Origin of the sequence: Mesorhizobium sp. RIZ17, assembly GCF_051127865.1 — a bacterium.
GTDB lineage: Bacteria > Pseudomonadota > Alphaproteobacteria > Rhizobiales > Rhizobiaceae > Mesorhizobium > Mesorhizobium humile.
The window spans coordinates 6,606,597-6,632,612 of record NZ_CP147861.1 but is presented as its reverse complement, the minus strand read 5'-3'; the positions used below and the strand labels follow the sequence as shown (position 1 = coordinate 6,632,612).

The window sequence follows — 26,016 nt, the reverse complement described above, 5'->3', positions numbered from 1 at the left end:
CGGGATTCGGGGAGTAGCCCTGCCTGCCGATCATACCAGAGCCGCATGCTCTTGCTTATTTTGCCGCCTTCGTGCGAGCGCCAGACCATAAAACTGGCTGCAAGATACCCAGGGCCCACGGAGCGGACGCAGGCATTTTGGGCGATGGGGTTACTCTTGCACGACTATCAGACGACAGTGAAATCGCGTGCGACGCTGGCTGGCATCGGCGTCCATAGCGGCAAAACCGTCACCGTTCATTTCCTGCCGGCCGATGCCGACACCGGCATCGTCTTCCATCTTTCGAATGGCGACGAAGCGCGGGAGTTCCGCGCCTTGGTGGCGGAAGTCGGCGCCACCGATCTGTGCACCATGCTTGGCGATCCGGCCGGCGAGCACATCGGCACCGTCGAGCATCTGATGGCCACGGTGTTCGGTCTTGGCATCGACAACCTCATCATCGAGATCGACGGTCCGGAAGTTCCCATTCTCGACGGCAGCGCCATGGCTTTCGTCGAAACCTTCGAGCAGGCCGGCATCGAGACGCTGGCGGTGAGGCGTCGCTATATCCGTGTCGTCAAGCCGGTGCGCGTGGAAGCCGGCGCGTCCTGGGCGGAGTTCCGTCCCTATGACGGTACGCGGTTCGAGGTCGAGATCGATTTCGAAAGTCCGGCGATCGGCCGTCAGCAATTCGCCTCCGACATCAATCCCGACATCTTCCGTCGCGACATCGCGCGGGCGCGGACCTTCGGCTTCATGAAGGATGTCGAGAGGCTTTGGGCGGCCGGCTACGCGCTCGGCTCGTCGCTCGAAAACTCACTGGTCATCGGCCACGACAACCGTGTCATCAATGTCGGCGGGCTGCGCTATCCCAATGAATTCGCGCGCCACAAGACGCTCGATGCGATGGGCGATCTGGCGCTGGCCGGCGCGCGCTTCATCGGCTGCTTCCGTTCCTACCGCGGCGGGCACAGGATGAATGCCTCGGCCTTGCGCCGGCTGCTTTCCGACCATACGGCCTTCGAGATCGTCGAGACGAGGCGCCGCGAGCGCGGCCGCGTCGCCGAGATGATCGCCGTCAGCCGGCCGGTCTACGCACCCTGGGTGATCTGATTTTTAACCGTTTTCTGGCTTTGTAGGGCGGGCTGTGTTGCACGATTGCATCACGAATCGCTGAAATTGCACAACCTCGCGCGCGGCGCCGGCCTGCCACAAAAATGTGCGATTGGCCGGACATAGCGTTGCCGGGCAAGGGGATAATGGTTTATGGCTGCGGCCCGGACCGAAACGACGCCGAAGGGGCGGAATCCAAACATGTTTTTTTCGCGAGTTGGTCAATCGGTAACGCCGCGTCGGGGTGTTTTGCTGGCGCTGTCGGTGGTTGCTCCCGCGCTCGTGCTGTCGGCCTGCATGTCCTCCGAGAAGGACGTCAACCTGGCGACCTATGTCGACCAGACCGAACCGGCCGACGTTCTCTACAACCAGGGCCTGGCCAACATGAATGCCGGCCGCCTCGATGAGGCGAGCAAGAAGTTCGACGCTGTCGACCGCCAGCATCCCTATTCCGAATTTGCCCGCAAATCGATGGTGATGGGCGCTTTCGCCGACTACCGCGCCGGCAAATACGACGAGGCCATCGGCAGCGCGAAGCGCTATCTGACGCTTTATCCCTCGACCGACGATGCCGCTTACGCGCAGTACATCATCGGCTTGAGCTACTACCGGCAGATCAAGGACGTCACCCAGGACCAGAAGGAAGCGCGCCAGACCATCCAGACCATGCAGGAACTGGTGACGCGCTGGCCGAATTCCGAATATGTCGGCGACGCCAAGGACAAGATCCGCTTCGCCAACGACCAACTCGCCGGCAAGGAGATGCAGGTCGGCCGCTACTATCTCGAGCGTCGCGAATACATCGCCGCCGTGAAGCGCTTCCGCACCGTCGTCGAAAACTATTCCAACACCCGCCATGTCGAAGAGGCGCTGGCGCGCCTGACCGAGTCTTACTATGCGATGGGCCTGACCTCGGAAGCGCAGACGGCGGCGGCGGTGCTCGGCAACAACTATCCGGACAGCTCGTGGTACAAGGATTCCTACAAGCTCCTGCAGAGCAACGGGCTTGCGCCGCGCGAAAATGCCGGATCGTGGATATCCAAGGCCGGGAAGCTGATCACCGGCGCCTGAAGCTTGCGATGCTGTCCAGACTGTCGATCCGCGATATCGTCCTGATCGAGAAGCTGGACATCGACTTCCTGCCTGGGCTTTCGGTGTTGACCGGCGAAACCGGCGCCGGCAAATCCATCCTGCTCGACGCTTTGTCGCTAGCGCTTGGCGCGCGCGGCGACACCTCGCTCGTGCGCCACGGCGCCGCGCAAGGCCAGGTCATCGCGGTGTTTGACGTGCCGCGCAACCATCCGGCGCGCGGGCTGCTCGCCGAAAACGACATCGAGGACGATGGCGACATCATCCTGCGCCGCGTGCAGACGGCCGACGGCCGCACCCGTGTCTTCGTCAACGACCAGCCCTCCAGCGTCACCCTGATGCGCGATGTCGGCCGCGCGCTGGTCGAGATTCACGGCCAGCATGACGAACGCGCCCTGGTCGATCCCGGCGCGCATCGCCAATTGCTGGACAGTTTCGGTGGCCATCTGGGCGCCGTGCGCGGCACGGGCGAAGCCTGGCGCTACTGGCGAAACTGCGAGCAGGAGCTTTCCCGGCATCGCGCCAAGGTCGAGGCGGCGGCGCGCGAGGCCGATTATCTGCGCGCTTCCGTGGCCGAACTCGCAAAACTCGATCCGCAGCCGGGCGAGGAGACGGAGCTTGCGGAATTGCGCGCGCAGATGATGCGCGTCGAAAAGATCGCCGCCGAGATCCATGACGCGCAGGATGTTCTGTCGGGGCCGTCCTCGCCCTTGCCGCAGCTCGCCAGCCTGTTGCGCCGGCTGCAGCGCAAGTTGGGCGAAGCGCCCGGCCTGCTCGACGACGTGGTGACGTCGCTGGACGAGGCGATGATCTCGCTCGACGCGGCGCAGTCCGGCGTGGAAGCCGCGCTTCGCGCCACCGAATATGATCCGCAGCGTCTGGAGAAGGCCGAAGAGCGTCTGTTTGCGCTGCGCGCCGCCTCGCGCAAGCACAATGTCGCGGTCGACGACCTGGCGCAACTGCGCGACACGATGGTGGCCGATCTTGCCGATCTCGATGCCGGCGAGGAGCGGCTGCATGCGCTGCAGAAGCAGGCCGCCGCCGGGCGCGAGGCCTACGACATTTCCGCGGCGCAGCTGTCGTCGCTGCGCCATGCGGCGGCGTCGGGGCTGAGCAAGGCGGTGATGGCGGAACTGCCGGCGCTGAAGCTCGAACGGGCCGAGTTCATCGTCGAGATGGGAAGCGATGCCGAAAGCCGCATGGAAGAAGGCATCGACCAGGTCGAATTCTGGGTGCGGACCAATCCGGGCACAAGGCCGGGGCCGATGATGAAGGTCGCGTCGGGCGGCGAGCTCTCGCGCTTCCTGCTGGCGCTGAAGGTGGCGCTCGCCGATCGCGGCTCGGCGCCGACCCTGGTCTTCGACGAGATCGACACCGGCGTCGGCGGCGCGGTGGCCGACGCCATCGGCCAGCGGTTGGCGCGGCTGTCGAAGCGGGTGCAGGTGCTTTCGGTCACGCATGCGCCGCAGGTCGCGGCACGCGCCGCCACGCATTTCCTGATCTCGAAATCCGGCGGCAAGGACCGTGTCGCCACCGGTATTGCCGAAATGGACCGCGCCGCGCGCCAGGAAGAAATCGCGCGCATGCTGGCCGGCGCCACCATTACCGATGAGGCGCGCGCCGCGGCCGAGCGGTTGTTGCGCGAGAATACGGCCGCCGCATAGGCTGTGTAGATATTCACGTGATGCCGACCTGCGAATGGTGGCTTCCTGCTCGACACATCCTCGATGCTTGATCCTCCGGCCCCGGAAGCGGAGTCAGCAGATGGCTGCATGTTGCTGTTCAGGAATGATTTTTGCGCAAGCCGACTCCCTGCCGGCGAATCCTGATTTATAGTGGCCCGCCACAATTTGAGGACCGCGCCGCATGTCGGAAAAGCCAGTCGATTCGTTGAGCGAAAGCGAAGCCGCGGATGAGCTGAAGCGGCTGGCGGCCGAGATCGCCGAACATGATCGGCGCTACCATGCCGAGGACGCGCCGACGATCACCGACGCCGAATATGACGCGCTGCGGCGGCGCAATCTTGCCATTGAGGAGCAATTCCCGGGGCTGGTGCGCGAGGATTCGCCGTCGCTCCGGGTTGGCGCCGCACCGGCGGAAGGTTTTGCCAAGGTGCGCCACGCCGTGCCGATGCTCAGCCTCGCCAAGGCCTATACGGACCAGGACGTCGCCGATTTCATCGAACGCGGCCGGCGCTTCTTCGACCGCGACAAGGACCTCGACATCGCCTTCACCGCCGAGCCGAAGATCGACGGGCTGTCGGCTTCGCTGCGCTATGAGAACGGCGTGTTCGTGCAGGGCGCGACGCGCGGCGACGGCGCGGTCGGCGAGGACATCACCGCCAATCTGAAGACGATTGCCGACATTCCGAAAAAGCTGAAGGGGTCGGGCTGGCCGGAGACGATCGAAATCCGTGGCGAGGTCTACATGACCTATGCCGAGTTCGAGGCGCTGAAGCAGCGTTCGGCGGCGGTCGGCGGCCAGGACTATGTCAATCCGCGCAACACGGCAGCAGGCTCGCTGCGCCAGAAGGACCCGTCGGTCACCGCCAGCCGCAACCTCAAATTCTTCGCCTATGCCTGGGGCTACACGACCGCGGACCCCGCGCCGACGCAGTTCGAAGCGGTGCAGAAATTCGCCGAGTGGGGTTTCAAGGTCAGTCCGCTGATGGTGCGGGCGAAGTCGATCGACGACCTGATCGCGCAGTATCACCGGATCGAGGAGCAGCGTTCCTCGCTGGGCTACGACATAGACGGCGTCGTCTACAAGGTCGACCAGCTCGAGCTGCAGCGCCGCTGGGGTTTCGTCACCGGCGAGCCGCGCTGGGCGGTCGCCCACAAATTCCCGGCCGAGCAGGCGATGACGACGGTCGAGAAAATCGACATCCAGGTCGGCCGTACCGGCACGCTGGCGCCAGTAGCGCGGCTTGCCCCGGTCACGGTCGGCGGCGTGGTGGTCGAGAACGTCACGCTGCATAATGAAGACTACATCAAGGGCTTCGACAGCAACGGCCAGCCGATCCGCGACGGCATCGACGTGCGCATCGGCGACACGGTGGTGATCCAGCGGGCAGGAGACGTCATCCCGCAGATCGTCAGCGTCGTCATCGACAAGCGGCCGGCCAATGCGGTGCCTTACGAATTCCCGCATACCTGCCCGGTCTGCGGCTCGCCGGCGACGCGCGAGATCAACGAGAAGACGGGCAAGGAGGATTCGCGGCGGCGCTGCACCGGCGAGCTGATCTGCGCCGCCCAGGCCGTGGAAAGGCTGCGCCATTTCGTGTCGCGCGGCGCGCTGGATATCGAAGGCCTCGGCGCGGAAAACATCGACCTCTTCTTCAATGCGGGGCTGGTGAAGACGGCTGCCGATATCTTCACGCTGAAGGATCGAAGGCCAGCCGTCACCAAGGCGCTGGCCGAGCGGCGCGAGGAGCAGGCGAGGTTGCGCGAGGAAGCCTCGGGCAAGACGCGCAAGAATGTGCGCAGCGTCGAGGAGCGCAACTATGAAGGTCTCGACAAATTGTTCGCGGCCATCGACGCGCGGCGCGAGCCGGAGCTCGACCGCTTCATCTTCGCGCTCGGCATCCGCCATATCGGCGAGACGACGGCGGCCGTACTTGCCCGCCAGTTCTCGACCATCGAGGAGCTGATTCGAATCGGCAAGGAGACGGCGAAGGCGGAGGATCCGCACAGCGTCTTTCCGTCGATCAACGGCATCGGCGACACAGTGATCAACGCGCTGCGCGACTTCTTCGGCAATGAGCGCAATGACGACGTGCTGGATGCCTTGCTCGCGCAGGTCCACCCCAAGCCCTATGTCATGGAGATCTCGGCCGGCAGCGAAGTTTCCGGCAAGACGGTCGTGTTCACCGGCTCGCTGGAAAAGATGACCCGATCGGAAGCCAAGGCGATGGCCGAGCGGCTCGGCGCCAAGGTCGCGGGCTCGGTTTCGGCCAAGACCGATCTGGTGGTGGCCGGCCCCGGCGCCGGCTCGAAGCTGAAAGTTGCAAGCGAGCTCGGCATCGAGGTGATCGACGAGGATACCTGGCTGCAGCGCATCGGCAGGGCTGGCTGATGGCGGGCGCGTTCAAGGGTTTTGGGCAGAAGGCCATTCCTTTCTTCAAGGCGCTCGACTTCCACCAGAGCCGCGAATGGTTCCAGGAGAACCGCGACCTCTTCGACAGCGAACTGCACGGGCCGTTTTGCGATCTTGTCGAGACGCTGAGCGAGCGCTTCGAAACGGCCAAGCTCGGGCTGCGAGGCGACCGCAAGAGGTCGCTGTTCCGCATCAACCGTGACGTGCGCTTTGCAAAGGACAAACGGCCTTACAACCGGCATCTGTCAGCGATCCTTTCGCCGGACGGCAGCAAGATGTCGCAAGGCGTCTTCTATGTGCATATCGGGCTCGAGCGCTGCTTTGCCGGCGTCGCCTGGTGGCAGCCGGCGCCTGAACTGCTGCAGGCGATGCGCAAGGCGATCGTGGAGAAGCCGGCTGCGTTCCGCGGCATGGTCTCGTCGCTCAAGAAGGCAGGCTTGGCGCTCGATCCGGAAGATCGCCTGAAGCGGGCGCCGCGCGGCTTCGAGGATGTCGGCGACGACGATCTCGCCCAGGCCGTCCGCAACCGCCATTTCGTGGTCCGGCACGACATCGATCCGGCGACGATCCATTCGCCGGCACTGGTCGACGACCTTGTCGATTTCACCCTGCGTGCCAAGCCGCTGCTCGACTGGGGCAGGGCGATCCAGGGCACGGTCGTGGCGGCCTAAAGCGCATCGCGATCTTTCAGATTCGCACCATGCGCTTTAGGTTTTTTGATTTTACGCATGTCTTTATCCCGAAACCGGTTCCCACTTTCGGGAGACATGCGTTAACGCCGCCGTCCGCTGCCGCCAGAGGCTTACATCCGCATCAGCAGGCCGCCGTCGACAGCGAGTTCGATGCCGGTGATGTAGCTTGCGGCATCCGACAGCAGGAAGAGTGCGGCGTTCGCCATATCCTGCGGCGTGCCGATGCGGCCGAGCGGCGTGTAGTTCGCCACGGCGGCGCGCTTCTCCTCGGTGTCCCAGCGCGCCTGCAGCGGCGTCAGCGCCATGCCAGGGCAGATGGCGTTGGAGCGGATGCCGTCGCCGGCAAGCTGCATGGCCAGCGACTTGGACAGCGCGCAGACGCCTGCCTTCGAGGCCTGATAGGCATCCTGCGGTTTCGGATCGCCGCGATACCACTGGATGGTCGAGAAATGCACCATGGCGCCGCCGCGGCCGCCGGAACGCATGTAAGGAACGACGGCGCGTGCGGTGTGCACGAAGGATTTCAAATTGATGTTGAAGACCTGGTCCCAGACATCGAGGTCCATATCGAGCGCAGACTTGTCGCGGCCGAACCACAGAACGCCGGCGACATTGGCGAGAAAGTCGATGCCGCCGCGCTCGCGGCCGGCGGCGCCGATGGTTTGCTCGACGAAAGCGGCGTTGGTCAAATCGCCCTGCGCAAAGGTCAGCCTGTCGTCATAGGCGGCAAGCGAGGCCGGGCGCGGCTTGATGTCGATGGCGGTGACGGAGGCGCCGGCATCGAGCAGCGCCAGCGCGATCGCTTCGCCCATGCCGCCGCCCGCTCCGGTGACGACCGCATGCCTGCCGGTGAAATCAAAGACGACCATCTGTCCCTCTCTTGTTGGCGCCAGAGACGCGTTTTGCGCCAGGACGCGATGGCCGGACAATAGGGGCGGGCAAAAAATCCATCAAGCCATATTCGAAAAAATTTGCCAAAATGGAAAATCGCGATATCGTGCCGTGATTGACGGCTTTCCTATCAGGTGGATTCCAAGACCATGAACCTGCATTCCGGCGCGCGCACCTTCGCGGTGACCTCTCCTGTCGACGGCTCGATCTATGCGACACGCAGCTACGTGGACGGCTCGGCGATCGAGGCGGCCGTCGCCCGGGCCCGCGCGGCGTTGCCGGGCTGGCGGCGAACGCCGCTGGCCGAGCGGCTGGCCATCCTTTTGCGCTTCGGCGAGGAGATGAAGGCGCGCGCAGCCCCGCTGGCCGACGCGGTGGCATGGCAGATCGGCAGGCCACTATGGCAGGCCGACGAGACGCCGCGCCTGGCGCTGATCGGCGAATTGCTTGCAGGTGCCGCGCCCGAGACGCTGGCCGACATGCCGTTCCCGTCGGATGAAAACATCCGCCGCTACGCCAGGCCGGTGGCCGGCGGCCTGCATCTGTCGATCTGCGCCTGGAATTATCCGACCGCCATGCTCGGCTATCTGGTCACGTCGCCGCTGGCGGCCGGCAATGTGGTGATCTTCAAGCACTCGCCGCAGACGCCGTTGATCGCGGAGCTTGCCGAAGAAGCTTTTCGCGCCGCCGGCGGTCCCGAGGGCGTCTTCCAGAGCCTGCATCTCGACCATCCGGATGCCGAGCGGCTGATTGCCTCCGGCGTCTTCAACGCCGTCAATTTCATCGGTTCGGTCAATGGCGGCAGACGCGTGCATGCGGCCGCCGCAGGTACCTTCACCCAGGTGCATCTCGAGCTCGGCGGCAAGGATCCGACCTATGTGCGCTCCGACGCGGATCTCGAAGCGGCGGTGCCGTTGATTGCCGAGGGCAGCTATTCCAATGCCGGCCAGTCCTGCTGCTCGGTCGAGCGCATCTATGTCGATCGCTCGATCCATGATCGTTTCGTCGAGGCGCTGGTCGCCGAGACGGCGAAGTGGAGCATCGGCCATCCGATCGGCGAAAAGCCTATGGTCGGTCCGGTGGTGCGCGCGGTTGCGGCCGACACCATTCGCGGCCTCGCCGAAAGCGCGGTGCGGGCAGGGGCGAAGCGCCTGATGCCGCAGGACGGCGCGCTCAAGGCGGCAAAGCTTGGGACCGCCTATGTCGCGCCCGAGGTGCTGACCGGCGTCGACCACAGCATGCAGATCATGCGCGACGAGCTGTTCGGTCCGGTGGCCTGCGTCCAGGCGGTCAGCGGCGACGACGAAGCGATCCGATTGGTGAACGACAGCGACTACGGCTTGAGCGCCTCGATCTGGACGCGCGATGTCGAGCGCGGCGTGGCCTTGCTCGACGAGGTCGAGGCCGGCACGGTCTATCTCAACCGCTGCGACCACGCCGACCTCTATCTGCCCTGGGGCGGCATCAAGAATTCCGGTCTCGGCCGCACCAACGGACGCGCCGGCCTGATCGAGGCGACGGCGGCGAAAGCCTATCATGTCCGCTCCGTCATCGCTTGACCGCCAGCGGCATCCGACCGTGCGGGACCTTGAAAAGCTTGGCGATGCGGCGGTCTCGGCGCTTGCCGCGGCCGGCGTGGAACGGCTGCTGCCGGATGCGGCCAGCCCGTATCTTTTGATCGCCGAGCATGCCGGCAATGTCGTACCGGCGCCCTGGCGCGACCTTGGCCTGGCGGAGCCCTATCTCGGTACGCATTTCGCGGTCGACATCGGCGTCGATGCGCTGACGCGGCGGCTTTCGCGAACACTGCGGGCGCCGGCCGTGATCGCGCGCTATTCGCGGCTGTTCCTCGACTACAACCGCCCCGCGGATGAGTGGGATTTCATGCGGCCGGACCTCGGCGGCATCCCGGTGCCGGACAATGTGGCGGTCGATGCCGTGGATGCGAGGCTGCGCAAGCTTGTCGCCTGGGCGCCGGTCGAACGGGCGATCATCGAAGCCGCCGCCGGCCGGCGGGCGCTGATCTCGGTGCATTCCTTCACGCCGGTGATGGGCGGCGTGAAACGCAATGTCGATATCGGCGTGCTGTGGCGGGAACAGTCGCCCTTCGTCACCTCGGTGCTGAAAACCCTCGGCGTACAGGGCGTGGAAGCAGGCTTCAGCATCGGCGACAACGAACCCTACGACTGGCGCCAGGCCGTCGGCTACACGCTGAACCGGCATGGGCTGCAGCAGGCCCGGCCCTGCCTTTACCTCGAGGTGCGCAACGACCTGCTTGCTGATCCGGAAACTTTCGAACGCATCAGCCGCCTTCTCGAAAATGCCTTTGCCACCGTCGCGATGTCCCTATGGCCGCAATCAGCCGTAGCCGTCTAAAGGCTGGACGCTCAAATAGCGGAACGCTAGAGCTTGTCGAATTGGAAACACGACAGCCAAGGGCGTGGACGATGCAAGGCAATGTGGGCAGCAAGATCCGCGACGCGCGCAAGCAGCAGAACATCACCTTGCGCGATCTCAGCGAGCGCTCCGGCCTTTCCGTTTCGCAGCTGTCGAAGCTGGAGAACGGCAAGGCCAGGCTGACCGTCGACATCGCGCTGATGATCGCCGGCGTGCTGCACGTGCCGGTGGCCTCGTTCCTGTTCAGCCCGAAGCCCGGGCCGCAGGCGCGCCGCTCGATCACGCGCGCCGGCAGTGGCATCCTGCATGAAGGCAACGCCATGGAATTCGAGGTCTTGTGCAGCGATTTCCGCGACAAGACCAATATTTTCTGGCGCGTCACGCTGCGCGCCAGAACCTTCGAGGAAAATGGCGGCTGGCGCAGCCATTCGGGTGAAGAGTTCATCCATGTGCTGAGCGGCAGCCTGCAACTGCACACGCTTCATTACGACCCGACCGTGCTGCAGCCCGGCGACAGCATCCTGTTCGACGGCGAGATGCAGCACGCCTATGTCGCGCTCGGCGACGAACCCGTCATCATGCTGATGTCGAACACCGTGCCGCGCGACGGGCTGCCGCCGGGAACAGGCGCCTGACCGACGGTCCCAAGCCCTCCGTTCAAGAATTTTTCTAAAATGGAAAAAAATACTTGTTCTGGAAAAGTCGGAGGACTAGCATCCCTTTCGACGGCCGACAGGAGAACAGCCAGCGGCCGGCAATGGGAGAGATGACCGATGCTGTCGGTTGAGGCAGTCAGCAAGACATTCGGCGGCGTGCAGGCCCTGCGCAACGCTTCGCTGACTTGCGAGGCCGGCGAGATCCTCGGCCTTATCGGCCCGAACGGCGCCGGCAAGTCGACGCTCGTCAACGCCATTTCGGGCGTGCTCAAGCCGGACAGCGGCAGCGTTCGCCTGGCTGGCGAAGAGATCACCGGGCGCGGTCCGGAGCATTGCGCACGGGCTGGGGTCGGCCGCACCTTCCAGACCATCAGGCTGTTCAAGGATTTGACCGTGCGCCAGAACGTCGAGGTCGCGCACATCACCTGCCGCGCCGTGCGCCCCGCCGCCGCCGCTCGGATCGGCGTCGACCAGCTGCTGCAGCAATATGAGCTGGCGGGATTCGCCGACAGCCCGGCCGGCACGCTGCCCTATGGCAGCCAGCGCCGGCTCGAGATCGCCCGCGCGCTGGCGCTGGGGCCGTCGCTCTTGTTGCTCGACGAACCGGCGGCCGGCCTCAACGAGGCCGAGTCGGAGACGCTGGCGATCGCGATCGAAGGTATCCGCCGCGACGTCGGCTGCGCTACCATCGTCATCGATCACGACCTGCGCTTCATCAACCGGCTCTGCGACCGGCTTTGCGTGATGGATCAGGGCCAGGTGATCGCTTCGGGCGAGACGGAAGAGGTGTGGCGTGATCCGCGCGTCATCGAGGTCTATGTCGGGCAGTCGGAGACTGCTTGAGGGCCCGGAAGAACAACCGCAATGAGAGGAAGGAGGGGTAGAATGGAAAAGATTTTGCTGGGAGCCGCGGTGCTGACCGCCGGCCTGCTGCAGGCAGGGCATGCGGGTGCGGCCGACCTGAAGATCGGGCTTGCCGTCGCCATGACCGGCGCCTACGCGCCCTACAGCGAAGCCGAGGGCGCGCGCTGCATGGCCGACAGGCTGAACAAGGCGGCGGGCGCGAACGATCCCAAGGTCGAGCTGATGATCGAGGACAACCGCTCCGACCCGCAGCTTTCGGTCTCGCTCGGCCAGAAATTCCTCGATGCCGGCGCGCAGATCATCACCGGCGTGCCGTTCCCGGACGCGCTGATCCCGATGGCACAGACCGCGCAGCCTTACGGCGCCACCGTGTTCTCGGCGCCGAACACGCAGCTCGAAATGCAGCAGGCAGGTCTCGACAACTTCATCGCCGGCGCGGTGCCCGACCCGATCAACGCGGCTGCCACCGCCGACGCGCTCTACGGCAAGGGCGCGCGCACCGTGGCGCTGATGGTGTCGCCCGATGCCGGTTCCTATTCGGAAAAGCTACCGGAGTGGTTCGGCGAGGTGTTCGAGCATCTCGGCGGCAAGGTGGTCGGCAAGTTCAACTATTCCTACGGCACCACCGACTGGTCGCCGCAGATCGCCTCGATCAAGGCGTTGCCGCAGAAGCCGGATGCGATCCATATCTGCGCCGTGCTGCCCGATGTCGGCATCCTGATCCGCCAGCTGCGCGCCAACGGCTATGACGGCTGGGTGGCCGGCTGCGACGCCTTCGACGACAAGTCGCTGGAAGGCACGGTCGGCGATCCGAAGTCGCTGGAAAAGGTGATGTTCGCGACGCACGGCGCGACCGGCGTCGACGGCCCGATCGACAAGTTCCTCGCCCAGTGCAAGGCCGACGGCTACAAGATCAACGGCATCTTCGACGCGCTCGGCGCCGACATGGTGCAGATAAGCTACGAAGCGGCCGAGAAAGCCGGCACCGTCGACCCCGCAGCCTTGCGCGAGGCGATCCGCGCGCCGGGCGGCTATCCGGGCACCACGGCGCCGACGATCTCCTTTGCCGAGAAGAAGGGCTATCCGGTGAAGGCCGTGCCGGTGATGGGCTTTGCCGACGGCAAGCGGGTGCTGATTACCGACACGCCGCCGACCTTCGTTCCGGCGCTGAACTAGGGCGGGCCGGAGCACGTGTTGAAGGTCGAGAAGCTTGTCGTGCGCTATGGCGCCGTCACGGCGGTGCGCGAGCTGTCGCTCGAGGTCGGGCAGGGCGAGCTTGTCGCCCTGCTCGGGCCCAACGGCGCCGGCAAGAGCTCGACCATCAATGCGCTGACCGGCCTGGTAACGCCCGCTTCGGGGCGCATAGTCCTTGACGGCAAGGACATCTCGCATGTCCGCACCGAGGATCGCATCCGAGCCGGGCTGACCTCGACGCCTGAAGGCCGGCACATCTTCTCCAACCTGAGCGTCGGCGAGAACCTGCGGCTGGGGGCCGCGACAAGGCGCGACCCCGCCGGTGTGCGCCAGGACATCGAGCGGTTCCTGGCGCTGTTTCCGGTTCTGTCCGAACGCTACGGCCAGGCGGCCGGCACGCTTTCGGGTGGCGAGCAGCAGATGCTGGCGATCGCCCGCTCATTGATGTCGCGGCCGAAGCTGTTGCTGCTCGACGAGCCGTCGCTTGGACTGGCCCCGAAGATCGTGGCGCGCATCTTCGATTTCATCGGCGAGCTCAAGGCGCAAGGGCTGACGCTGCTGGTGGTCGAGCAGAACGCCAAGCAGGCGCTGCGCTTCGCCGACCGCGTCTATGTCGTGAGCTCGGGAACGCTGCGCTATGACGGACCGCCGGCCAAGCTCGCCGACGAGCACGGCCTGTTCAACCTCTATCTCGGCGGGTAGGCGGCGATGGACTACGCTCTGCAGCAGCTTCTCAACGCGCTCGCCTTCGGCGCGGAATATTCGCTGGTGGCGCTCGGGCTCGCCGTCGTCTTCTCGATCATGGGGCTGGTCAATTTCGCCCATGGCGAGATCATCGGCGTCTCGGCCTACAGCGTGTTCCTGGCAGCCGCACTCGGGCTGACTTCGCCCTTCGTCGCGGTGCTGCTTGCCGTCGTCATGGCGGCGCTGGCGGCGGTCGTGTTCGAGCGCGTCGCCTTCCGGCCGGTGCGCTACGCGCCGACCACGACCGGGCTGCTCACCGCCTTCGGCGTGTCGATCGTGGTGCAGAACCTTTTCATGCTTCTGATCTCGCCCAAGCCGCAGTCGGTTTCGATCCTCAACGGGTTGAACCAGATGTGGTTCTTCGGCCCCTTCGCCGTCTCCTCGCTGCAGGTGATGGAACTGATCGTCTCGGGCCTGACCATCCTTGCGCTGGTGCTCTTCCTCAACCGCTCGACGCTCGGCCTCGCCATCCGCGCCGCCTCGCGCGACTTCGCAACGGTGCGGCTGATGGGGATCAAGGCGAACCGCGTCATTGCCACGGCCTTCGCGATTTCAGGCGCGCTGGCGGGCATTGCCGCCGTCTTCATCCTGGCGCGGCGCGGCAGCGTCTCGCCGGACCTTGGCTTCGGCCTGGTGCTGAAGGCCTTCGTCGCCTGCGTCATCGGCGGCTTCGGCTCGCTGCCGGGCGCGGCTGTCGGCGGCATGCTGCTCGGCTTCATCGAAGTCGGCCTGCTCGTCGCGCTGCCGCAGGAATATGCGGGCTTCAGGGACGCGCTTACTTACGCCATCATCGTCGCGCTGCTCGTCTACCGGCCGGAGGGCCTGCTCGGCCAGCGCATCGAGCTCGGCGACAAGGAGATCTGAAGTGGGGGAGATCTGACGTGGCAGGCTCCGAACTCTCGCAAGCGGTCGATCAGATGGCGGCTCCAACTGGCGCAACGCGATCCGGCAACGCGCTGGTCCGTTCGTTGATCGGCGGGCTGGTGACGGCGCTGCCGGTGCTGGTGATCGGGCTCCTGGTGCTGAATTTCGCGCCGACCTACTACACCTTCCTGGCGCTCGGCGCCTTCGTGAACCTGATCGCAGTGGTCGGGCTGCAAGTGTTCATGGGCAATTCCAACATCGCCAATCTCGGCCACAGCGCCTTTGTCGGGCTCGGCGCCTATGGCGTCGCCATCCTGTCGACGCCGCTCGCCATGAAGAAGCTGTCGATCCCGAACGCGCCCTTCGGCTTTGCGACGCTGGAGCTCGATCCGGTTTCGTCGGCGTTCATCGCACTCTTAGTCGTCGGCGTCGTGGCACTGGTCAGCGGCAAGGTGATCAGCCGGCTGTCGGGGGTGGCTGCGACCATCGTCAGCCTGGCGCTGCTGATCATCGTCCACTCGGTGTTCCTCAACTGGACGGATCTGTTCAAGGGCAACCAGGCTTTCTTCGGCATTCCCAAAGTGGTCGGCCTGCCGTGGATGCTGGTCTTCGCGGTGGTGGCGATCGTGGCGGCGCGGCTGTTCAAGGACAGCCGCTGGGGCCTGCAGTTGCGCGCCAGCGCGCAGAGCCCGCAGGCGGCGGCAGCACTCGGCATCGACGCCAAGAAGCTGCGGCTGATGTCGTGGGTGCTGTCGGCGCTGATCTGCGGGCTCGCCGGCGTGCTCTACGCCTATTTCGCCGGCACGATCAGCCCGAAGCTGTTCTATTTCCAGATGATCTTCAACACGCTGGCGATGCTGATCCTCGGCGGCATGGCAACGGTGACGGGGGCGGTGACCGGCGTCATCGTGCTTTCGATCGGGCTGGAATTCATCCGCAGCATCGAATCCGGCGTGACGATCGCCGGCATCCAATTGCCGCAGCTGCTCGGCCTGTCGGGCGTGGCGCTCGGCGTGGTCATCGTGCTTTGCATGGCGTTCCGGCCAAGCGGCATCAGCGGCCGGCATGAGCTCGATGAGCTCCTGTCGCTTCTGTTGCGGCGCAACGCCAAATAGCTCAGTCATTTCCTGGTGGAGGGTTGAACGTGGAATTTGAGGACAGGGTGGCGGCGTATGCGCCGAAGCTTGAAGCGCTGCAGGCCGAGCTTGCATCGCGCGGCGTCGAGTTCGTCGAGGTGCATACGGTCGACACGTCGGGCGTGGTGCGCTCCAAGATCGCGCCGCTGAAGCTTTCCACCCATGGCGAATCGATCAACGCCATCCTCTATTGCGTCACGCATGGCGACGGCCAGCCGATGGGCGACGTCGCCTTCGCCTCGCCGAGTGCTAATGAGGAGAACGGCTTTCCCAACATCAAGGGCATCATCGATCCCGACACTGTGGTGCAGCATGGCTGGAAGCCTAAATTCGCTTCCGCCATCACGCGCTCCTACATGCTCGACGGCGCGGTCTGCCCGTACGATCCGCGCAACGTCCTCGCCCGAGTTGAGGAGCGTGCCAGGGCGCTCGGCTACGAGCCGAAATTCGCGCTCGAATACGAGTTCGGCATTTTCCACGCCGACCATGATCAGATGCGCGCCGGCCGCTATCGCGAGCTCAAGCCGTGGGGCCACTCGCTGATCAACTACGACCTGGTGCGCAGTGGCGAATACCAGGACTTCGCCGCCGAGTTCATCACGCGCATGAAGAGCATCGATATCGGCGTCGCCTCGCTCGTCACCGAATATGGCTATGGCATGTATGAGTACGCGCTGACGCCGAAGAGCGCGCTTGCCGCCGCAGACGCGGCGATGCGGGCCAAGCTGCATCTGCGCGAGCTGTGCGCCGAGCGCGGGCTGGTCGCCACCTTCATGACGCGCTTCCAGCCGCCGGGCAAGGAAAGCGCCTGCGGCGCGCACCATCATGTCAGCCTGTGGCGGGACGGCAAGCCGGCCTTCGCGGCCGGACCGAACCGCTTGACGCCGGTTGCCGAAAAATTCCTCGCTGGCGTGCTCAACCGCATGCAAGAGACGCATATCTTCTTCCGGCCGACGGTCAATTCCTACCGCCGCTTCGATCGCGGCGCGTGGTCGCCGGAAGACGTCGCCTGGGGTTTCGAGAACCGCACGGCGCCGATCCGCGCCATCACCACGCCGAACGACGCCGCCTGCCGGTTCGAGCACCGGGCGCCGGGCGCCGACGTCAATCCCTATCTGTCGATCGCCGCGATCCTGGCGGCCGGCTGCGAAGGCATCGAGAAGAACCTGCCGCTCGAGGCGCCGGTGACATCCAACCTCGCCAATCTCGACAAGCCGAAGCTGCCGCGCACGCTGAACGCATCCATCGAAGCTTTCGCCGCATCCGATTTCTGCGCCGAAGCTTTCGGCGAGGCGTTCCGCGACAATTACGCCGAGAGCCGCCGCGCCGAGCAGGCGGCGTTCGATGCCTGGCAGGCCTCGCACATCACCGACTTCGAATGGCAGCGCTATTTCGTCAGTTGAGCCGACAAAGCTTCGGCGCTTCACAACCCGGCGATCAGTTCCGCTGATCGCTGGGTCAAGCGAATTGGTGTGACATTGAAGGCGACGCTCCCTAAATGAGGCCGCTCAAGGAGCGGCGCATGGCGACGGAAGCAATCTCTGAGAGCACGGCAGGCGGCGATTTCTGGGACGGCGTGCGATTGTCGATGCCGGTGGTCGTCGCCTCGGCGCCATTCGCGATCCTGTTCGGCGCGATCGCCGTCGACAATGGTTTCTCGGTGCTCGAAGCTTTCCTGATGAGCGCCATGATCTATGGCGGCGCCAGCCAGATGGTCGGCATCGAGCTGTTCGGCCAGCACGTCGCGCCATGGCTGATCGTGCTGTCGATCTTCGCGGTGAATTTCCGCCATGTGCTTTATTCGGCCGGCATCGGCCGACGCATCGCGCATTGGCCCGTTTTGCAGCAGGCGCTCGGCTATTTCATCCTGACCGACCCGCAATTCGCCATCGCCGAGGCGAGGGCCGAGTCGGGCCGTCCGGTCGGCTTCGTCTGGTATCTGGGGCTCGGCCTGCCGGTCTATGTGTTCTGGACGATCGAAAGCGGTCTGGGTGCCGTGTTCGGCAAAATGATCCCGGACACCCATGCGCTCGGCATCGATTTCCTGCTGCCGATCTATTTCCTCGGCCTGGTGCTCGGCTTCCGCAAGCGGCCGCTCTGGGCGCCCGTCGTTGCCGCCAGCGCCGTCGCCTCGATCATCGCCTATCGGGCCGTCGGCTCGCCCTGGCATGTCTCGATCGGCGCGGTCGCCGGCGTTCTCCTGGCGGTGGTCCTGCCGCCGCATCACAGCGGCGTGGGCAAGCGGCCATGAGCACGACCTTCTGGATCATCCTTGCCGGCGCCGTCGCCACCTATCTCACGCGCGTCGGCGGCCATCTCGTCATCTCGCGCTTCGACACCATCCATCCACGCGTCGAGGCGGGTTTGAACGCCGTGCCGGCCGCCGTGCTGACGACACTTGTCGCGCCGGAGCTCTTGCATGCGGGACCGGCCGAATGGGCAGCGCTGATCGTCACTGTGCTGGTATCGCTGCGCGGCGGCCTGATGGCGATGTTTTTGGCTGGCGCAGCGGTGCTGATCCTGGCGCGCCAGTTCGTCGGGTAGGAACTCTGCCGGCGCGATCGTTCGGATCGTAGGCGCTGCCCCTCATTGCCCTGCCAGGCATTTCTTCCCCGTAGAACGGGGAGAAAGAAGCTCATCTCAAATCTTCGCGTCGTGGGGCAGCGGCGCGGTGGCTTTTTCCAGCCAGGCCAGCGTTTCGCCGTCGACCATCGGGCCGATCTCGGCCAGCACCCAGGCGTGATAGCGGTCGAGCCACTGCAACTCATCCCGGTGCAGCAGGTCGCTGCGGATCAGCCGCTTGTCGATCGGCGCCAGCGTCAGCGTCTCGAAGCCGTGCATGGCGATGTCGCCGCCGTCGATCTGCTCGGCGGGCGTGACCAGGATGAGGTTCTCGATGCGGATGCCGTAGGCGCCTTCCTTGTAGTAGCCGGGCTCGTTGGACAGCATCATGCCGGCCAGCAGCTTTTCAGCGCCGGTGCGGGCGATGCGCTGCGGCCCTTCATGCACGGCAAGGTAGGAGCCGACACCGTGGCCGGTGCCATGAGCGAAGTCGCAGCCATGTTTCCACAGCGCCATGCGGGCGACGGCGTCGATCTCCGAGCCGCGGGTGCCGGCGGGGAAGCGCAGCGTCGAGATGCCGATCATGCCTTTCAGCACCAAAGTAAAACGCTCGCGCATCTCCTCGCTCGGCTGGCCGATCGGCACGGTGCGGGTGATATCGGTGGTGCCGTCCTGATACTGACCGCCGGAATCGAGCAGGAACAGCTCGCCGCTCTGCAGCTTGCGGCTGGTGGCGCGCGAGACGCGGTAATGCATGATGGCGCCGTTCGGGCCGGCGCCGGAGATCGTGTCGAAGGAGACGTCGCGCAGCGGCATCTGCGTTTCCTCGCCGGTCTGGCGGCGCACTTCCTCCAGCTTGGTGACGACGGCGATTTCGTCCAGCGAGCCCGGCTCTTGGCGGTCGAGCCAGCACAGCAGCTTGGCGATCGCTGCGCCATCACGGCGATGCGCGGCGCGGCTGCCGGCGATCTCGGCCTGGTTCTTGGTCGCGCGAGGGATACGGGCCGGGTCGGCGGCCAGCACGACGGCGCCGCCATTGTCCTCCACCAGCATCCTCAGCTTGTCCGCCGCCAGCACAGGATCGAGCGCGATTTTCGCGCCGCCCTTGGCGAGCTCAATGATCGCGGCTTCGAACTCGCCCGGATCATGCAGGTCGGCAAGCTGGGTGAGATAGGCAGCGACCTGGCGCGGAAATTTGCGCTGGTCCATGAACAGCTGATGCTTGCCGTCGGCGGCGAGGATGGCAAAACCCAGCGCCAGCGGCGTGTGCGGGACATCGCCGCCACGGATGTTGAAGCTCCAGGCGATAGAAGAGGGATCGGTCAGCACCGCATGGGTGGCGCCGTCCTTCTGGATGGCGCTTGCCAGCCGCACAAGCTTGTCCTTGGCAAGCTCACCGGCAAAATTGAGCTCTTGCAGCTCCACCGGGGCCCGTGGCGGCTCGGGCTGGTCTTTCCAGATGATATCGATCGGGTTCCTGTCGAGCGGCACCAAGGTCGCGCCGCATTGCTCGGCCGATGCCCTCAGCGCCTTGATCTCGCCGATCGTATGCAGCCAGGGGTCGAAGCCGAGCCTCGCGCCCTTGCCGAGATTGTCCTTGATCCAGCTGGCCGGAGGATTGTCGATCAGGCTTTCGACGGTGAAGATCGAAAGGTCGACCTCGTTGCGCACCTGCAGCGTATAGCGTCCGTCGACGAAGATGAAGGCACGGTCGCGCAGGACGATGGCGACGCCGGCCGAACCGGAAAAGCCGGTCAGCCATTTCAGCCGCGCCGAGCGGTCGGCGACATATTCACCCTGATGCTCGTCCGCGCGGGGAACGATGAAGCCATCCAGGCCGTTCTCGGCCAGCCACTGCCGCAGCAACGCCACGCGCGGCTTGCCGACAGCCGGATCGCCAGCGGAATCAAAGGTCTGGAACATTTCTGGCACCTCCCTCGAGTGGCTTGCGGCGACCGTAGCGCATGATCTCGAAAACCGGAATCGATTTCGGCAGGGCCAGATCGGCTGGATAAAAGTCGGCCTCAGCGCTTGAGGTGGATGGTCACCCAGCCTTCGCGATGCAGCGTGCGGACGTGGCGGAAGCTCTGGCCTACATAGGCCGAGATCACCGCGTCGCGCTGCCGGTCGAGAATGCCGGAAAGCACCAGCGAACCGCCGAGCCTGATGTGGTTGGCCATCTGAGGCGCGAGCCGCATCAGCGGCCGGGCCAGGATGTTGGCGACGATGAGGTCGAAAGGCGCGCGCCTGGCGAAGATCGGGTGATGGAAGCCCGGCGCGGTCACCGTCTCGACCAGCGCCTTGACATGGTTGAGGCGGGCGTTGGCGGCGGCGACGCGGACGGCGACCGGATCGATGTCGGTCGCCAGCACCGGGATATGCGCGAGCTTGGCAAGCGCGATCGCAAGCACCGCGCTTCCCGTTCCGAGGTCGAGCGCGTTGCGCGGCCGCTCGCGCAGCACCACCTGCTCCAGCACTTCGAGGCAGCCGGCGGTGGTGCCGTGATGGCCGGTGCCGAAGGCAAGGCCTGCCTCGATCTCGATGGCGAGGTCGCCGCTGTGACGCTTGGCCCGGTCATGCGAGCCGTGGACAAGGAAGCGGCCGGCGCGCACCGGCTTCAAGCCTTCCAGCGAGCGGGTCACCCAGTCCACGTCGGGAAGGACCTCGCGCTCGACGGGCTTCGGTAGGCCGAGACCGGCGAGGATGTCCCTGACCCGCGCTTCGACGGGATCGACGTCGCCATCGGCATAGAGCGACACTTCGTGGATGTCTTTCTCTTCGTCGACCTCCAGCACGGCGATCGGCAGGCCGTCATCCTCGAAAGCGGCGTCGAGCGCCGCGAAGATGCGGTCGGCTTCAATCTTGCCTGCGGTGAGATGGAGCCTGGTCTGGCCCATCAGAATGACTCTTGTTTGAACATGATCTTTTCCGAAAACCGGTCTCCATTTTTCGGAATCATGTTTGGCCACCTGCAGCGAGCCGTTTCAGCTTGGCGACAGCGGTATCGGCGCTCTCGCCATAGGCGATGGTGCCGGCGAAATCGCCCTTGGCATTGAGCAGCAGCACCGAAGCCGTATGGTCCATCGTGTAGTCGCCGTCGCCGGTATCGACCTTCTTCCAGTAGATGCCGAAGGCCTTGGCCATGGCATGCACCTTGTCCGGATCGCCGGTGATGCCGGTGATGCGGTCGGAGAAGTTGCTGACATAGGTGTTCATCGTCTCCGGCGTGTCGCGCTCCGGATCGACGGTAACGAAATAGGCGTTGAGGTTCTTGCCGCTGTCGCCCATCGTCTTCAGCCAGCCGGCCAGCTCGAACAGGGTCGTCGGGCAGACTTCCGGGCAATGGGTGAAGCCGAAGAACACGACGCTCGGGTGGCCCCTGAAGGCCGCCTCGGTGATCGGCGCGCCTTTCTGGTCGACAAGCATAAAGGGGGCGCCGAAGGGCTCGCCGCCATAATGGCCCCGGTACCAGTCGAATGTCAGCCAGCCGATGCCCGCCGCCATCAGGACGAGAATGCCGACCAGGATTGAACGCATCATCAGTGAATGCCCATTGCGTTGGCTAGAAGCCAAGTTTCGGCGACAGTCTTAGCGGGTCGGCGCCGGGCACGCAAAGATGTCGCGTTGCCGCAATCGGACGGACAGGCCGATCCCGTGCCTAACCATTACCGATCCTTAATTTGACCGGTCTCGGCTCACAACTATCTTCCGTGAGACTTTCGTGGTGGAGCTCCCCGATGGCCGGCGCGCCAGTATCGTCCTATTCGAAGACCCAGGTCTGGCTGCATTGGAGCATCGCGGCGCTCATCCTGGTCCAGTTCGTCGCCCATGACGGCATGCAGCATGTGTGGCGCGCGCTGCGCCGCGGGCAGGAGGCCGCCGCCGGCGATTGGCCGCTGGCCTATATGCATGTCGTGCTCGGCCTCGCGGTGCTGGTGCTCGCCGCCTGGCGGCTGTGGCTGCGGACAACACGCGGCGTCCCGCCGGTGTCGGGCATGGAACATCCGGCGCTGCAATTGCTCGCCAGGCTGACGCATCTGGCGATCTACGCACTCATCTTCATCGTGCCGCTTTCCGGCGCGGCGGCATGGTTCATGCAGGTGCCCGGCGCGGGCCTGGTGCATGTCTTAGGCAAGAACATCCTCCTCTATGTGGTTCTGCTGCACATCGCCGGCGCGCTCGTCCAGCACTTTGTGCTGAAGTCGAATGTGTTGCGGCAGATGCTGGCCTTCCGGCAGGCATAGCCTCTTCAGCGACGCCGGGCGGCTTGCAAAAGTCATTGTGCTGTCCCACCTGACACCGGCAAACGTGAACCGAGGAGGCTTCCTTGCGAAAACTGATCGGCTTGTTCGCAGCCTGTCTTGCCCTGAGCGCCGGCGCGGCCATGGCTGACGAAGTGGGTAAGGTTGGTGTCGACTGGGTCGGCAACGACATCATGATCGACGCCATCAAGGACCCGAAGGTCGACGGCGTCACCTGCCACGTCGCCTATTTCGACCGCAGCATCATCGACCGGCTGCACAAGGGCAACTGGTTCGAGGATCCTTCCGATTCCTCGATCTCCTGCCGCCAGACCGGGCCGATCACCATCGGCGACATCGACATGAGCGAGGGCGGCGAGGAGGTGTTCAAGCAGGGCCTCAGCCTGATCTGGAAGAAGCAGGTGGTGAACCGCATCTACGACAAGAAGAACGAGACGTTGATCTATCTGTCGCATTCGCGCCAGGTGCAGAACGGCTCGGCGAAGATGTCGGTCACGACCGTGCCGCTCTACGGCCAGAACGTGGTGTGGACCAAGGGCAAGCCGCAATAGCTTTCCGACAGGCCAGGCCGCCGCGCTTGCGGGACTGTCCCGGCCGGCGTAAAGCCGCGTCATGGACCGCCCTGAAAACCTCGTCCTCAAGGACCCCGAGCCGCGCATCCATCCGACCGCGGAGCTGAAGGCGTGCAAGCTCGGCCGCTATGCCTCGATCGGCGAGCGGGTGATCCTGCGCGAAGTGAGCGTCGGCGACTTTTCCTATTTCGAACGCCATTGCGAGGCGATCTACACAACGATCGGCAAGTTCTGCTCGATTGCCGCCAACAGCCGCATCAACGCGCTCGAGCATCCGATCGAGCGGCTGACGCAGCACAAGGTCAGCTACCGGCCAAACGAGTATTTCCGCTGGCTGGGCGTGGACACCGAATTCCGCGCGCGGCGGCAGGCAAAATCGGTCAGCATCGGCCATGATGTCTGGATCGGCCACGGCGCGGTCATCATGCCGGGCGTCGCGATCGGCAACGGCGCCGTCATCGGCGCCAATGCCGTGGTGACGCATGACGTTGCGCCTTACATGATCGTCGCCGGCGTTCCGGCCAAGCCACTGCGCCGGCGGTTCTCCGCCACCGTCGCGGCGCGCATCGAGGCGCTCGCCTGGTGGGACTGGACGCCCGAGAAACTGGCAAGCGCAATCCCCGACATGCAGGCCATGCCGATCGAGGCCTTCCTCGATCGTTGGGAAGAAAACAGCTTTTGAGGCGAACCACCGGCAGAACGCCGTCCAAACGCATGACGGCGCTGTCGAGATATTGCCTTGCTCTCGGGGAATTGCCCCTTCCGCCATGCGGGGGTGGCGCAGCGGAAGGGGCTGGAGGTAAACCGCCGTGAAGCGGAAGGAACAGGCTTTCGGCCTGCAACCGCACTATGGCAAGCAACGGATAAGGTGTTTCTTCACACGCCTGCGCTTTCTGCGTGTATCCGATTGTGAGACGCGTGCATGCACGAAAATTCAATCCTTGGAACCGGACGCGGCGGCAGTTTGTTTCATAGCGAATCCTGCGCTTGCGCGGCTTGCCGAGGGAATTGCATGATCGAAAGACTCTTCACCAGCATAGCCAACCGGGTCGCGCATATGGCGGGCCTGCCGCCGACCTTTGCCGCCTGCGTGCTGATCGTGATCGCATGGGGGGCAAGCGGCCCGGTCTTCGGGTTCTCGGACACCTGGCAACTGGTCATCAATACCGGCACCACCATCATCACCTTCCTGATGGTGTTCCTGATCCAGAACACGCAGAATCGCGATGGCGCGGCGATCCAGGCCAAGCTGGACGAGCTGATCAGGGTCAGCCGCGCCCACAATCATTTCATCGGCATCGAGCACCTGACGGAATCGGAGGTCGAGGAAATCCGCGACAAATGCGAGCGCGCCGCAAAGCGGCATGATCGCAAGATCGCCGAGATGGCGGCCAAGAAGGCCGTGGCGGGCAAGACCGGCTCCAGGAAGAAGGCGGCCGCCTGAGGCGATGTAAGTATTTGCTTTTGCGCAATTTTGGACGGGAGGCTACGGCGAAGTCGCCGAGCCTAAACGCTATGCACTTTTCCTGGAATTGCTTAGCGGTTCATGAAGGCCGCGAACGCGTCCTTGTGATCGGGATGCCAGCGCGACAAGGCAGGGCGGTTCTCGATGATGTCGCCGATCGCCCAGGCCATGCGCTTTTCATCCGTCGGCCGCGCCACCTCGTTGTCGGGGCAGAGGATATAGAAGTCACCGTCCATCAGCGATGCCAGCATGAAGTCGATCACCTGTTCGCCGGTCCATGCGCCGGTTGGCTTTTCCGTCGCGCCTTCGGTGAGGCCGGTATAGGTGAAGCCGGGGATCAGCAGATGCGCCGACACCTTGGCTCCCGGCTCGTTGCGCAGCGCGTGCGCCAGCCCCTCGGTAAAAGTCTTCACGCCGGCCTTGGATACGTTGTAGGCGAGGTTGCCGGGCGGCGTAGTGATGCCCTGCTTGGACCCGGTGTTGATGATCAGGCCCGGCTTGTCCGCCGCGAGCATGCGCGGCGCGAAGGCCTCGACGCCATGCACGACGCCCCAGAAATTAATATCCAGCAACCGCTTCCAGGCGTCGCGGTTCTCCCAGGGTTTGCCCGGATTGTTGCCGACGCCGGCATTGTTCATCAGCACCGACACCGCACCGAAGGCGCCGTAAGCGAGGTCCGCCAGCCGGTCGACCTCTTCGGCCTTGGAGACGTCGGTGGGGATTGGCAGCACGGCATCGTCGCCGGCGATCGCCGCGACTGCTTGCCTGGCCTGGTCGAGGCGCACGCCGCCTATGTCGGCGAGCACCGTCCTCATGCCCATCGCCGCGAATCGTTTCGCGGCGGCGAGGCCGATGCCGCTGGCGCCGCCGGTGATGACGGCGACATTGCCGGAAGCGAAAGCGGGCAGGGCGGTCTGGATCTGGGCGTCGCTGGTCATGATTTCCATCCTTGTTCGGGTCGGGCCGAACTTAACGCCGGGCGCCGCCGAGGCAAGGCCAACCAATCCCGACAGTGACGGCGATAACCGCAACGGGTTGACGGCAATAGCCGCAACGGGTTGACGGCGATGGCCGCAACGGGTTGACGGCGATAGCCGCAACGGGTTGACCATTGCTGCGCCTGCCGCGCATGCTGTTCAGAAAAAGGAGCTCGGCATTTGACCGATTGGATCGGAATCCTGAAGGAGCAGACCGTCAACGGCGACCAGATGGGCCGCGAAGTGCCGAAGATGCTCGCCAATCCCGACATCAGCGAGACGCAGGTGAAGACGCTGTTTGCGGCGCTGGAGAAGCAGGCGGATTTCGCCGAGAAGCTACGACTGGCGCTGGAGAAGTTCGGCCATGACTTTCCGATCATCAAGGCGGCCGAACGGCTGGAGGAGCGCTATGCCGACCTTGCCGCCTCGGCGGCGGAAAAGCTGAAAACAATGCGGAAGTAGGG

The 26,016-nt window shown here is 64.8% G+C and carries 25 protein-coding genes and 1 pseudogene; 21 read left to right on the top strand and 5 right to left on the bottom strand.

What is annotated here, in order from left to right; all coding sequences use genetic code 11:
* Window positions 1-144 precede the first annotated feature (144 nt).
* From lpxC to WDX12_RS32330, 5 genes are all read left to right on the top strand, one after another.
* The gene (gene lpxC / locus WDX12_RS32350) at window positions 145-1,092 is read left to right on the top strand and encodes a UDP-3-O-acyl-N-acetylglucosamine deacetylase (RefSeq protein ID WP_320295119.1); all 948 of its coding nucleotides are present in this window, start codon (window positions 145-147) and stop codon (window positions 1,090-1,092) included.
* A gap of 201 nt (window positions 1,093-1,293) precedes the next feature.
* Window positions 1,294-2,163: an outer membrane protein assembly factor BamD gene (locus WDX12_RS32345; protein WP_320295120.1), complete on the top strand. Its 870-nt coding sequence runs from the start codon at window positions 1,294-1,296 to the stop codon at window positions 2,161-2,163.
* A gap of 8 nt (window positions 2,164-2,171) precedes the next feature.
* On the top strand, window positions 2,172-3,845 hold the full coding sequence (recN, locus tag WDX12_RS32340; RefSeq protein ID WP_434723350.1) for a DNA repair protein RecN: 1,674 nt from the start codon (window positions 2,172-2,174) through the stop codon (window positions 3,843-3,845).
* Between the two features lie 202 nt (window positions 3,846-4,047).
* Window positions 4,048-6,255, top strand: coding sequence for an NAD-dependent DNA ligase LigA (gene ligA / locus WDX12_RS32335; RefSeq protein ID WP_434723349.1), 2,208 nt, complete (start codon window positions 4,048-4,050; stop codon window positions 6,253-6,255).
* The gene (locus tag WDX12_RS32330; protein ID WP_434723348.1) at window positions 6,255-6,947 is read left to right on the top strand and encodes a DUF2461 domain-containing protein; all 693 of its coding nucleotides are present in this window, start codon (window positions 6,255-6,257) and stop codon (window positions 6,945-6,947) included. The genes ligA and WDX12_RS32330 overlap by 1 nt, the downstream gene beginning before the upstream one ends.
* 131 nt (window positions 6,948-7,078) lie before the next feature.
* Here WDX12_RS32330 and WDX12_RS32325 read toward each other — a convergent pair whose 3' ends face one another.
* Window positions 7,079-7,837, bottom strand: a complete 759-nt coding sequence (locus WDX12_RS32325; protein ID WP_320295124.1) for an SDR family NAD(P)-dependent oxidoreductase — start codon at window positions 7,835-7,837, stop codon at window positions 7,079-7,081.
* Window positions 7,838-8,008: 171 nt separating this feature from the next.
* Between WDX12_RS32325 and WDX12_RS32320 the strand changes: the two genes are divergently transcribed.
* From WDX12_RS32320 to WDX12_RS32270, 11 genes and pseudogenes are all read left to right on the top strand, one after another.
* Window positions 8,009-9,418: an aldehyde dehydrogenase family protein gene (locus WDX12_RS32320; protein ID WP_434723347.1), complete on the top strand. Its 1,410-nt coding sequence runs from the start codon at window positions 8,009-8,011 to the stop codon at window positions 9,416-9,418.
* On the top strand, window positions 9,396-10,235 hold the full coding sequence (locus WDX12_RS32315; protein ID WP_434723346.1) for an N-formylglutamate amidohydrolase: 840 nt from the start codon (window positions 9,396-9,398) through the stop codon (window positions 10,233-10,235). The genes WDX12_RS32320 and WDX12_RS32315 overlap by 23 nt, the downstream gene beginning before the upstream one ends.
* A gap of 71 nt (window positions 10,236-10,306) precedes the next feature.
* Window positions 10,307-10,891, top strand: coding sequence for a helix-turn-helix domain-containing protein (locus WDX12_RS32310; protein ID WP_434723345.1), 585 nt, complete (start codon window positions 10,307-10,309; stop codon window positions 10,889-10,891).
* Between the two features lie 198 nt (window positions 10,892-11,089).
* Window positions 11,090-11,755, top strand: a pseudogene (locus WDX12_RS32305) (ABC transporter ATP-binding protein); the annotation flags it as partial.
* 42 nt (window positions 11,756-11,797) lie between these two features.
* Window positions 11,798-12,952, top strand: a complete 1,155-nt coding sequence (locus WDX12_RS32300) for an ABC transporter substrate-binding protein (protein ID WP_434723344.1) — start codon at window positions 11,798-11,800, stop codon at window positions 12,950-12,952.
* 15 nt (window positions 12,953-12,967) lie between these two features.
* Window positions 12,968-13,672 carry an ABC transporter ATP-binding protein gene (locus WDX12_RS32295; protein ID WP_320295130.1) on the top strand — a complete coding sequence of 235 codons (705 nt, stop codon included), beginning with the start codon at window positions 12,968-12,970 and terminating at the stop codon, window positions 13,670-13,672.
* Window positions 13,673-13,678: 6 nt separating this feature from the next.
* Complete coding sequence (locus tag WDX12_RS32290) at window positions 13,679-14,578, top strand: branched-chain amino acid ABC transporter permease (protein WP_320295131.1); 900 nt, start codon at window positions 13,679-13,681, stop codon at window positions 14,576-14,578.
* A 17-nt stretch (window positions 14,579-14,595) separates the two neighbouring features.
* Complete coding sequence (locus tag WDX12_RS32285) at window positions 14,596-15,693, top strand: branched-chain amino acid ABC transporter permease (protein ID WP_434723343.1); 1,098 nt, start codon at window positions 14,596-14,598, stop codon at window positions 15,691-15,693.
* 29 nt (window positions 15,694-15,722) lie between these two features.
* Window positions 15,723-17,117 carry a glutamine synthetase family protein gene (locus WDX12_RS32280; protein ID WP_434723342.1) on the top strand — a complete coding sequence of 465 codons (1,395 nt, stop codon included), beginning with the start codon at window positions 15,723-15,725 and terminating at the stop codon, window positions 17,115-17,117.
* Window positions 17,118-17,236: 119 nt separating this feature from the next.
* Window positions 17,237-17,965, top strand: a complete 729-nt coding sequence (locus tag WDX12_RS32275) for an AzlC family ABC transporter permease (RefSeq protein ID WP_434723341.1) — start codon at window positions 17,237-17,239, stop codon at window positions 17,963-17,965.
* On the top strand, window positions 17,962-18,258 hold the full coding sequence (locus WDX12_RS32270; RefSeq protein WP_434723340.1) for an AzlD family protein: 297 nt from the start codon (window positions 17,962-17,964) through the stop codon (window positions 18,256-18,258). Before WDX12_RS32275 ends, WDX12_RS32270 begins: the two co-directional genes overlap by 4 nt.
* Before the next feature lie 96 nt (window positions 18,259-18,354).
* On the opposite strand, the gene WDX12_RS32265 is transcribed toward WDX12_RS32270, so the two are convergent.
* The 3 genes from WDX12_RS32265 to WDX12_RS32255 form a co-directional block, all read right to left on the bottom strand.
* Window positions 18,355-20,199, bottom strand: coding sequence for an aminopeptidase P family protein (locus WDX12_RS32265; RefSeq protein ID WP_434723339.1), 1,845 nt, complete (start codon window positions 20,197-20,199; stop codon window positions 18,355-18,357).
* Between the two features lie 101 nt (window positions 20,200-20,300).
* Entirely contained in the window at window positions 20,301-21,173 is an 873-nt protein-coding gene (locus WDX12_RS32260) for a 50S ribosomal protein L11 methyltransferase (RefSeq protein ID WP_434723338.1), read from the bottom strand.
* 58 nt (window positions 21,174-21,231) lie between these two features.
* Entirely contained in the window at window positions 21,232-21,816 is a 585-nt protein-coding gene (locus WDX12_RS32255; protein ID WP_434723337.1) for an SCO family protein, read from the bottom strand.
* 197 nt (window positions 21,817-22,013) lie between these two features.
* Here WDX12_RS32255 and WDX12_RS32250 point away from each other — a divergent pair, with 197 nt between their 5' ends.
* The 4 genes from WDX12_RS32250 to WDX12_RS32235 all read left to right on the top strand — a co-directional run bounded on the left by WDX12_RS32250 (window position 22,014) and on the right by WDX12_RS32235 (window position 24,554).
* Window positions 22,014-22,520 carry a cytochrome b gene (locus WDX12_RS32250; RefSeq protein ID WP_434723336.1) on the top strand — a complete coding sequence of 169 codons (507 nt, stop codon included), beginning with the start codon at window positions 22,014-22,016 and terminating at the stop codon, window positions 22,518-22,520.
* A 140-nt stretch (window positions 22,521-22,660) separates the two neighbouring features.
* Complete coding sequence (locus WDX12_RS32245; RefSeq protein ID WP_278160609.1) at window positions 22,661-23,089, top strand: CreA family protein; 429 nt, start codon at window positions 22,661-22,663, stop codon at window positions 23,087-23,089.
* Between the two features lie 61 nt (window positions 23,090-23,150).
* Window positions 23,151-23,792 (top strand): DapH/DapD/GlmU-related protein, encoded by a 642-nt coding sequence (locus tag WDX12_RS32240; RefSeq protein ID WP_434723335.1) that lies wholly within the window; start codon window positions 23,151-23,153, stop codon window positions 23,790-23,792.
* 330 nt (window positions 23,793-24,122) lie between these two features.
* Window positions 24,123-24,554, top strand: coding sequence for a low affinity iron permease family protein (locus WDX12_RS32235; RefSeq protein ID WP_320295140.1), 432 nt, complete (start codon window positions 24,123-24,125; stop codon window positions 24,552-24,554).
* Between the two features lie 92 nt (window positions 24,555-24,646).
* On the opposite strand, the gene WDX12_RS32230 is transcribed toward WDX12_RS32235, so the two are convergent.
* Window positions 24,647-25,513, bottom strand: a complete 867-nt coding sequence (locus WDX12_RS32230) for an SDR family NAD(P)-dependent oxidoreductase (protein ID WP_434723334.1) — start codon at window positions 25,511-25,513, stop codon at window positions 24,647-24,649.
* A 219-nt stretch (window positions 25,514-25,732) separates the two neighbouring features.
* On the opposite strand from WDX12_RS32230, the gene WDX12_RS32225 reads away from it, so the two are divergent.
* The gene (locus WDX12_RS32225) at window positions 25,733-26,014 is read left to right on the top strand and encodes a hypothetical protein (protein ID WP_320295142.1); all 282 of its coding nucleotides are present in this window, start codon (window positions 25,733-25,735) and stop codon (window positions 26,012-26,014) included.
* Window positions 26,015-26,016 lie beyond the last annotated feature (2 nt).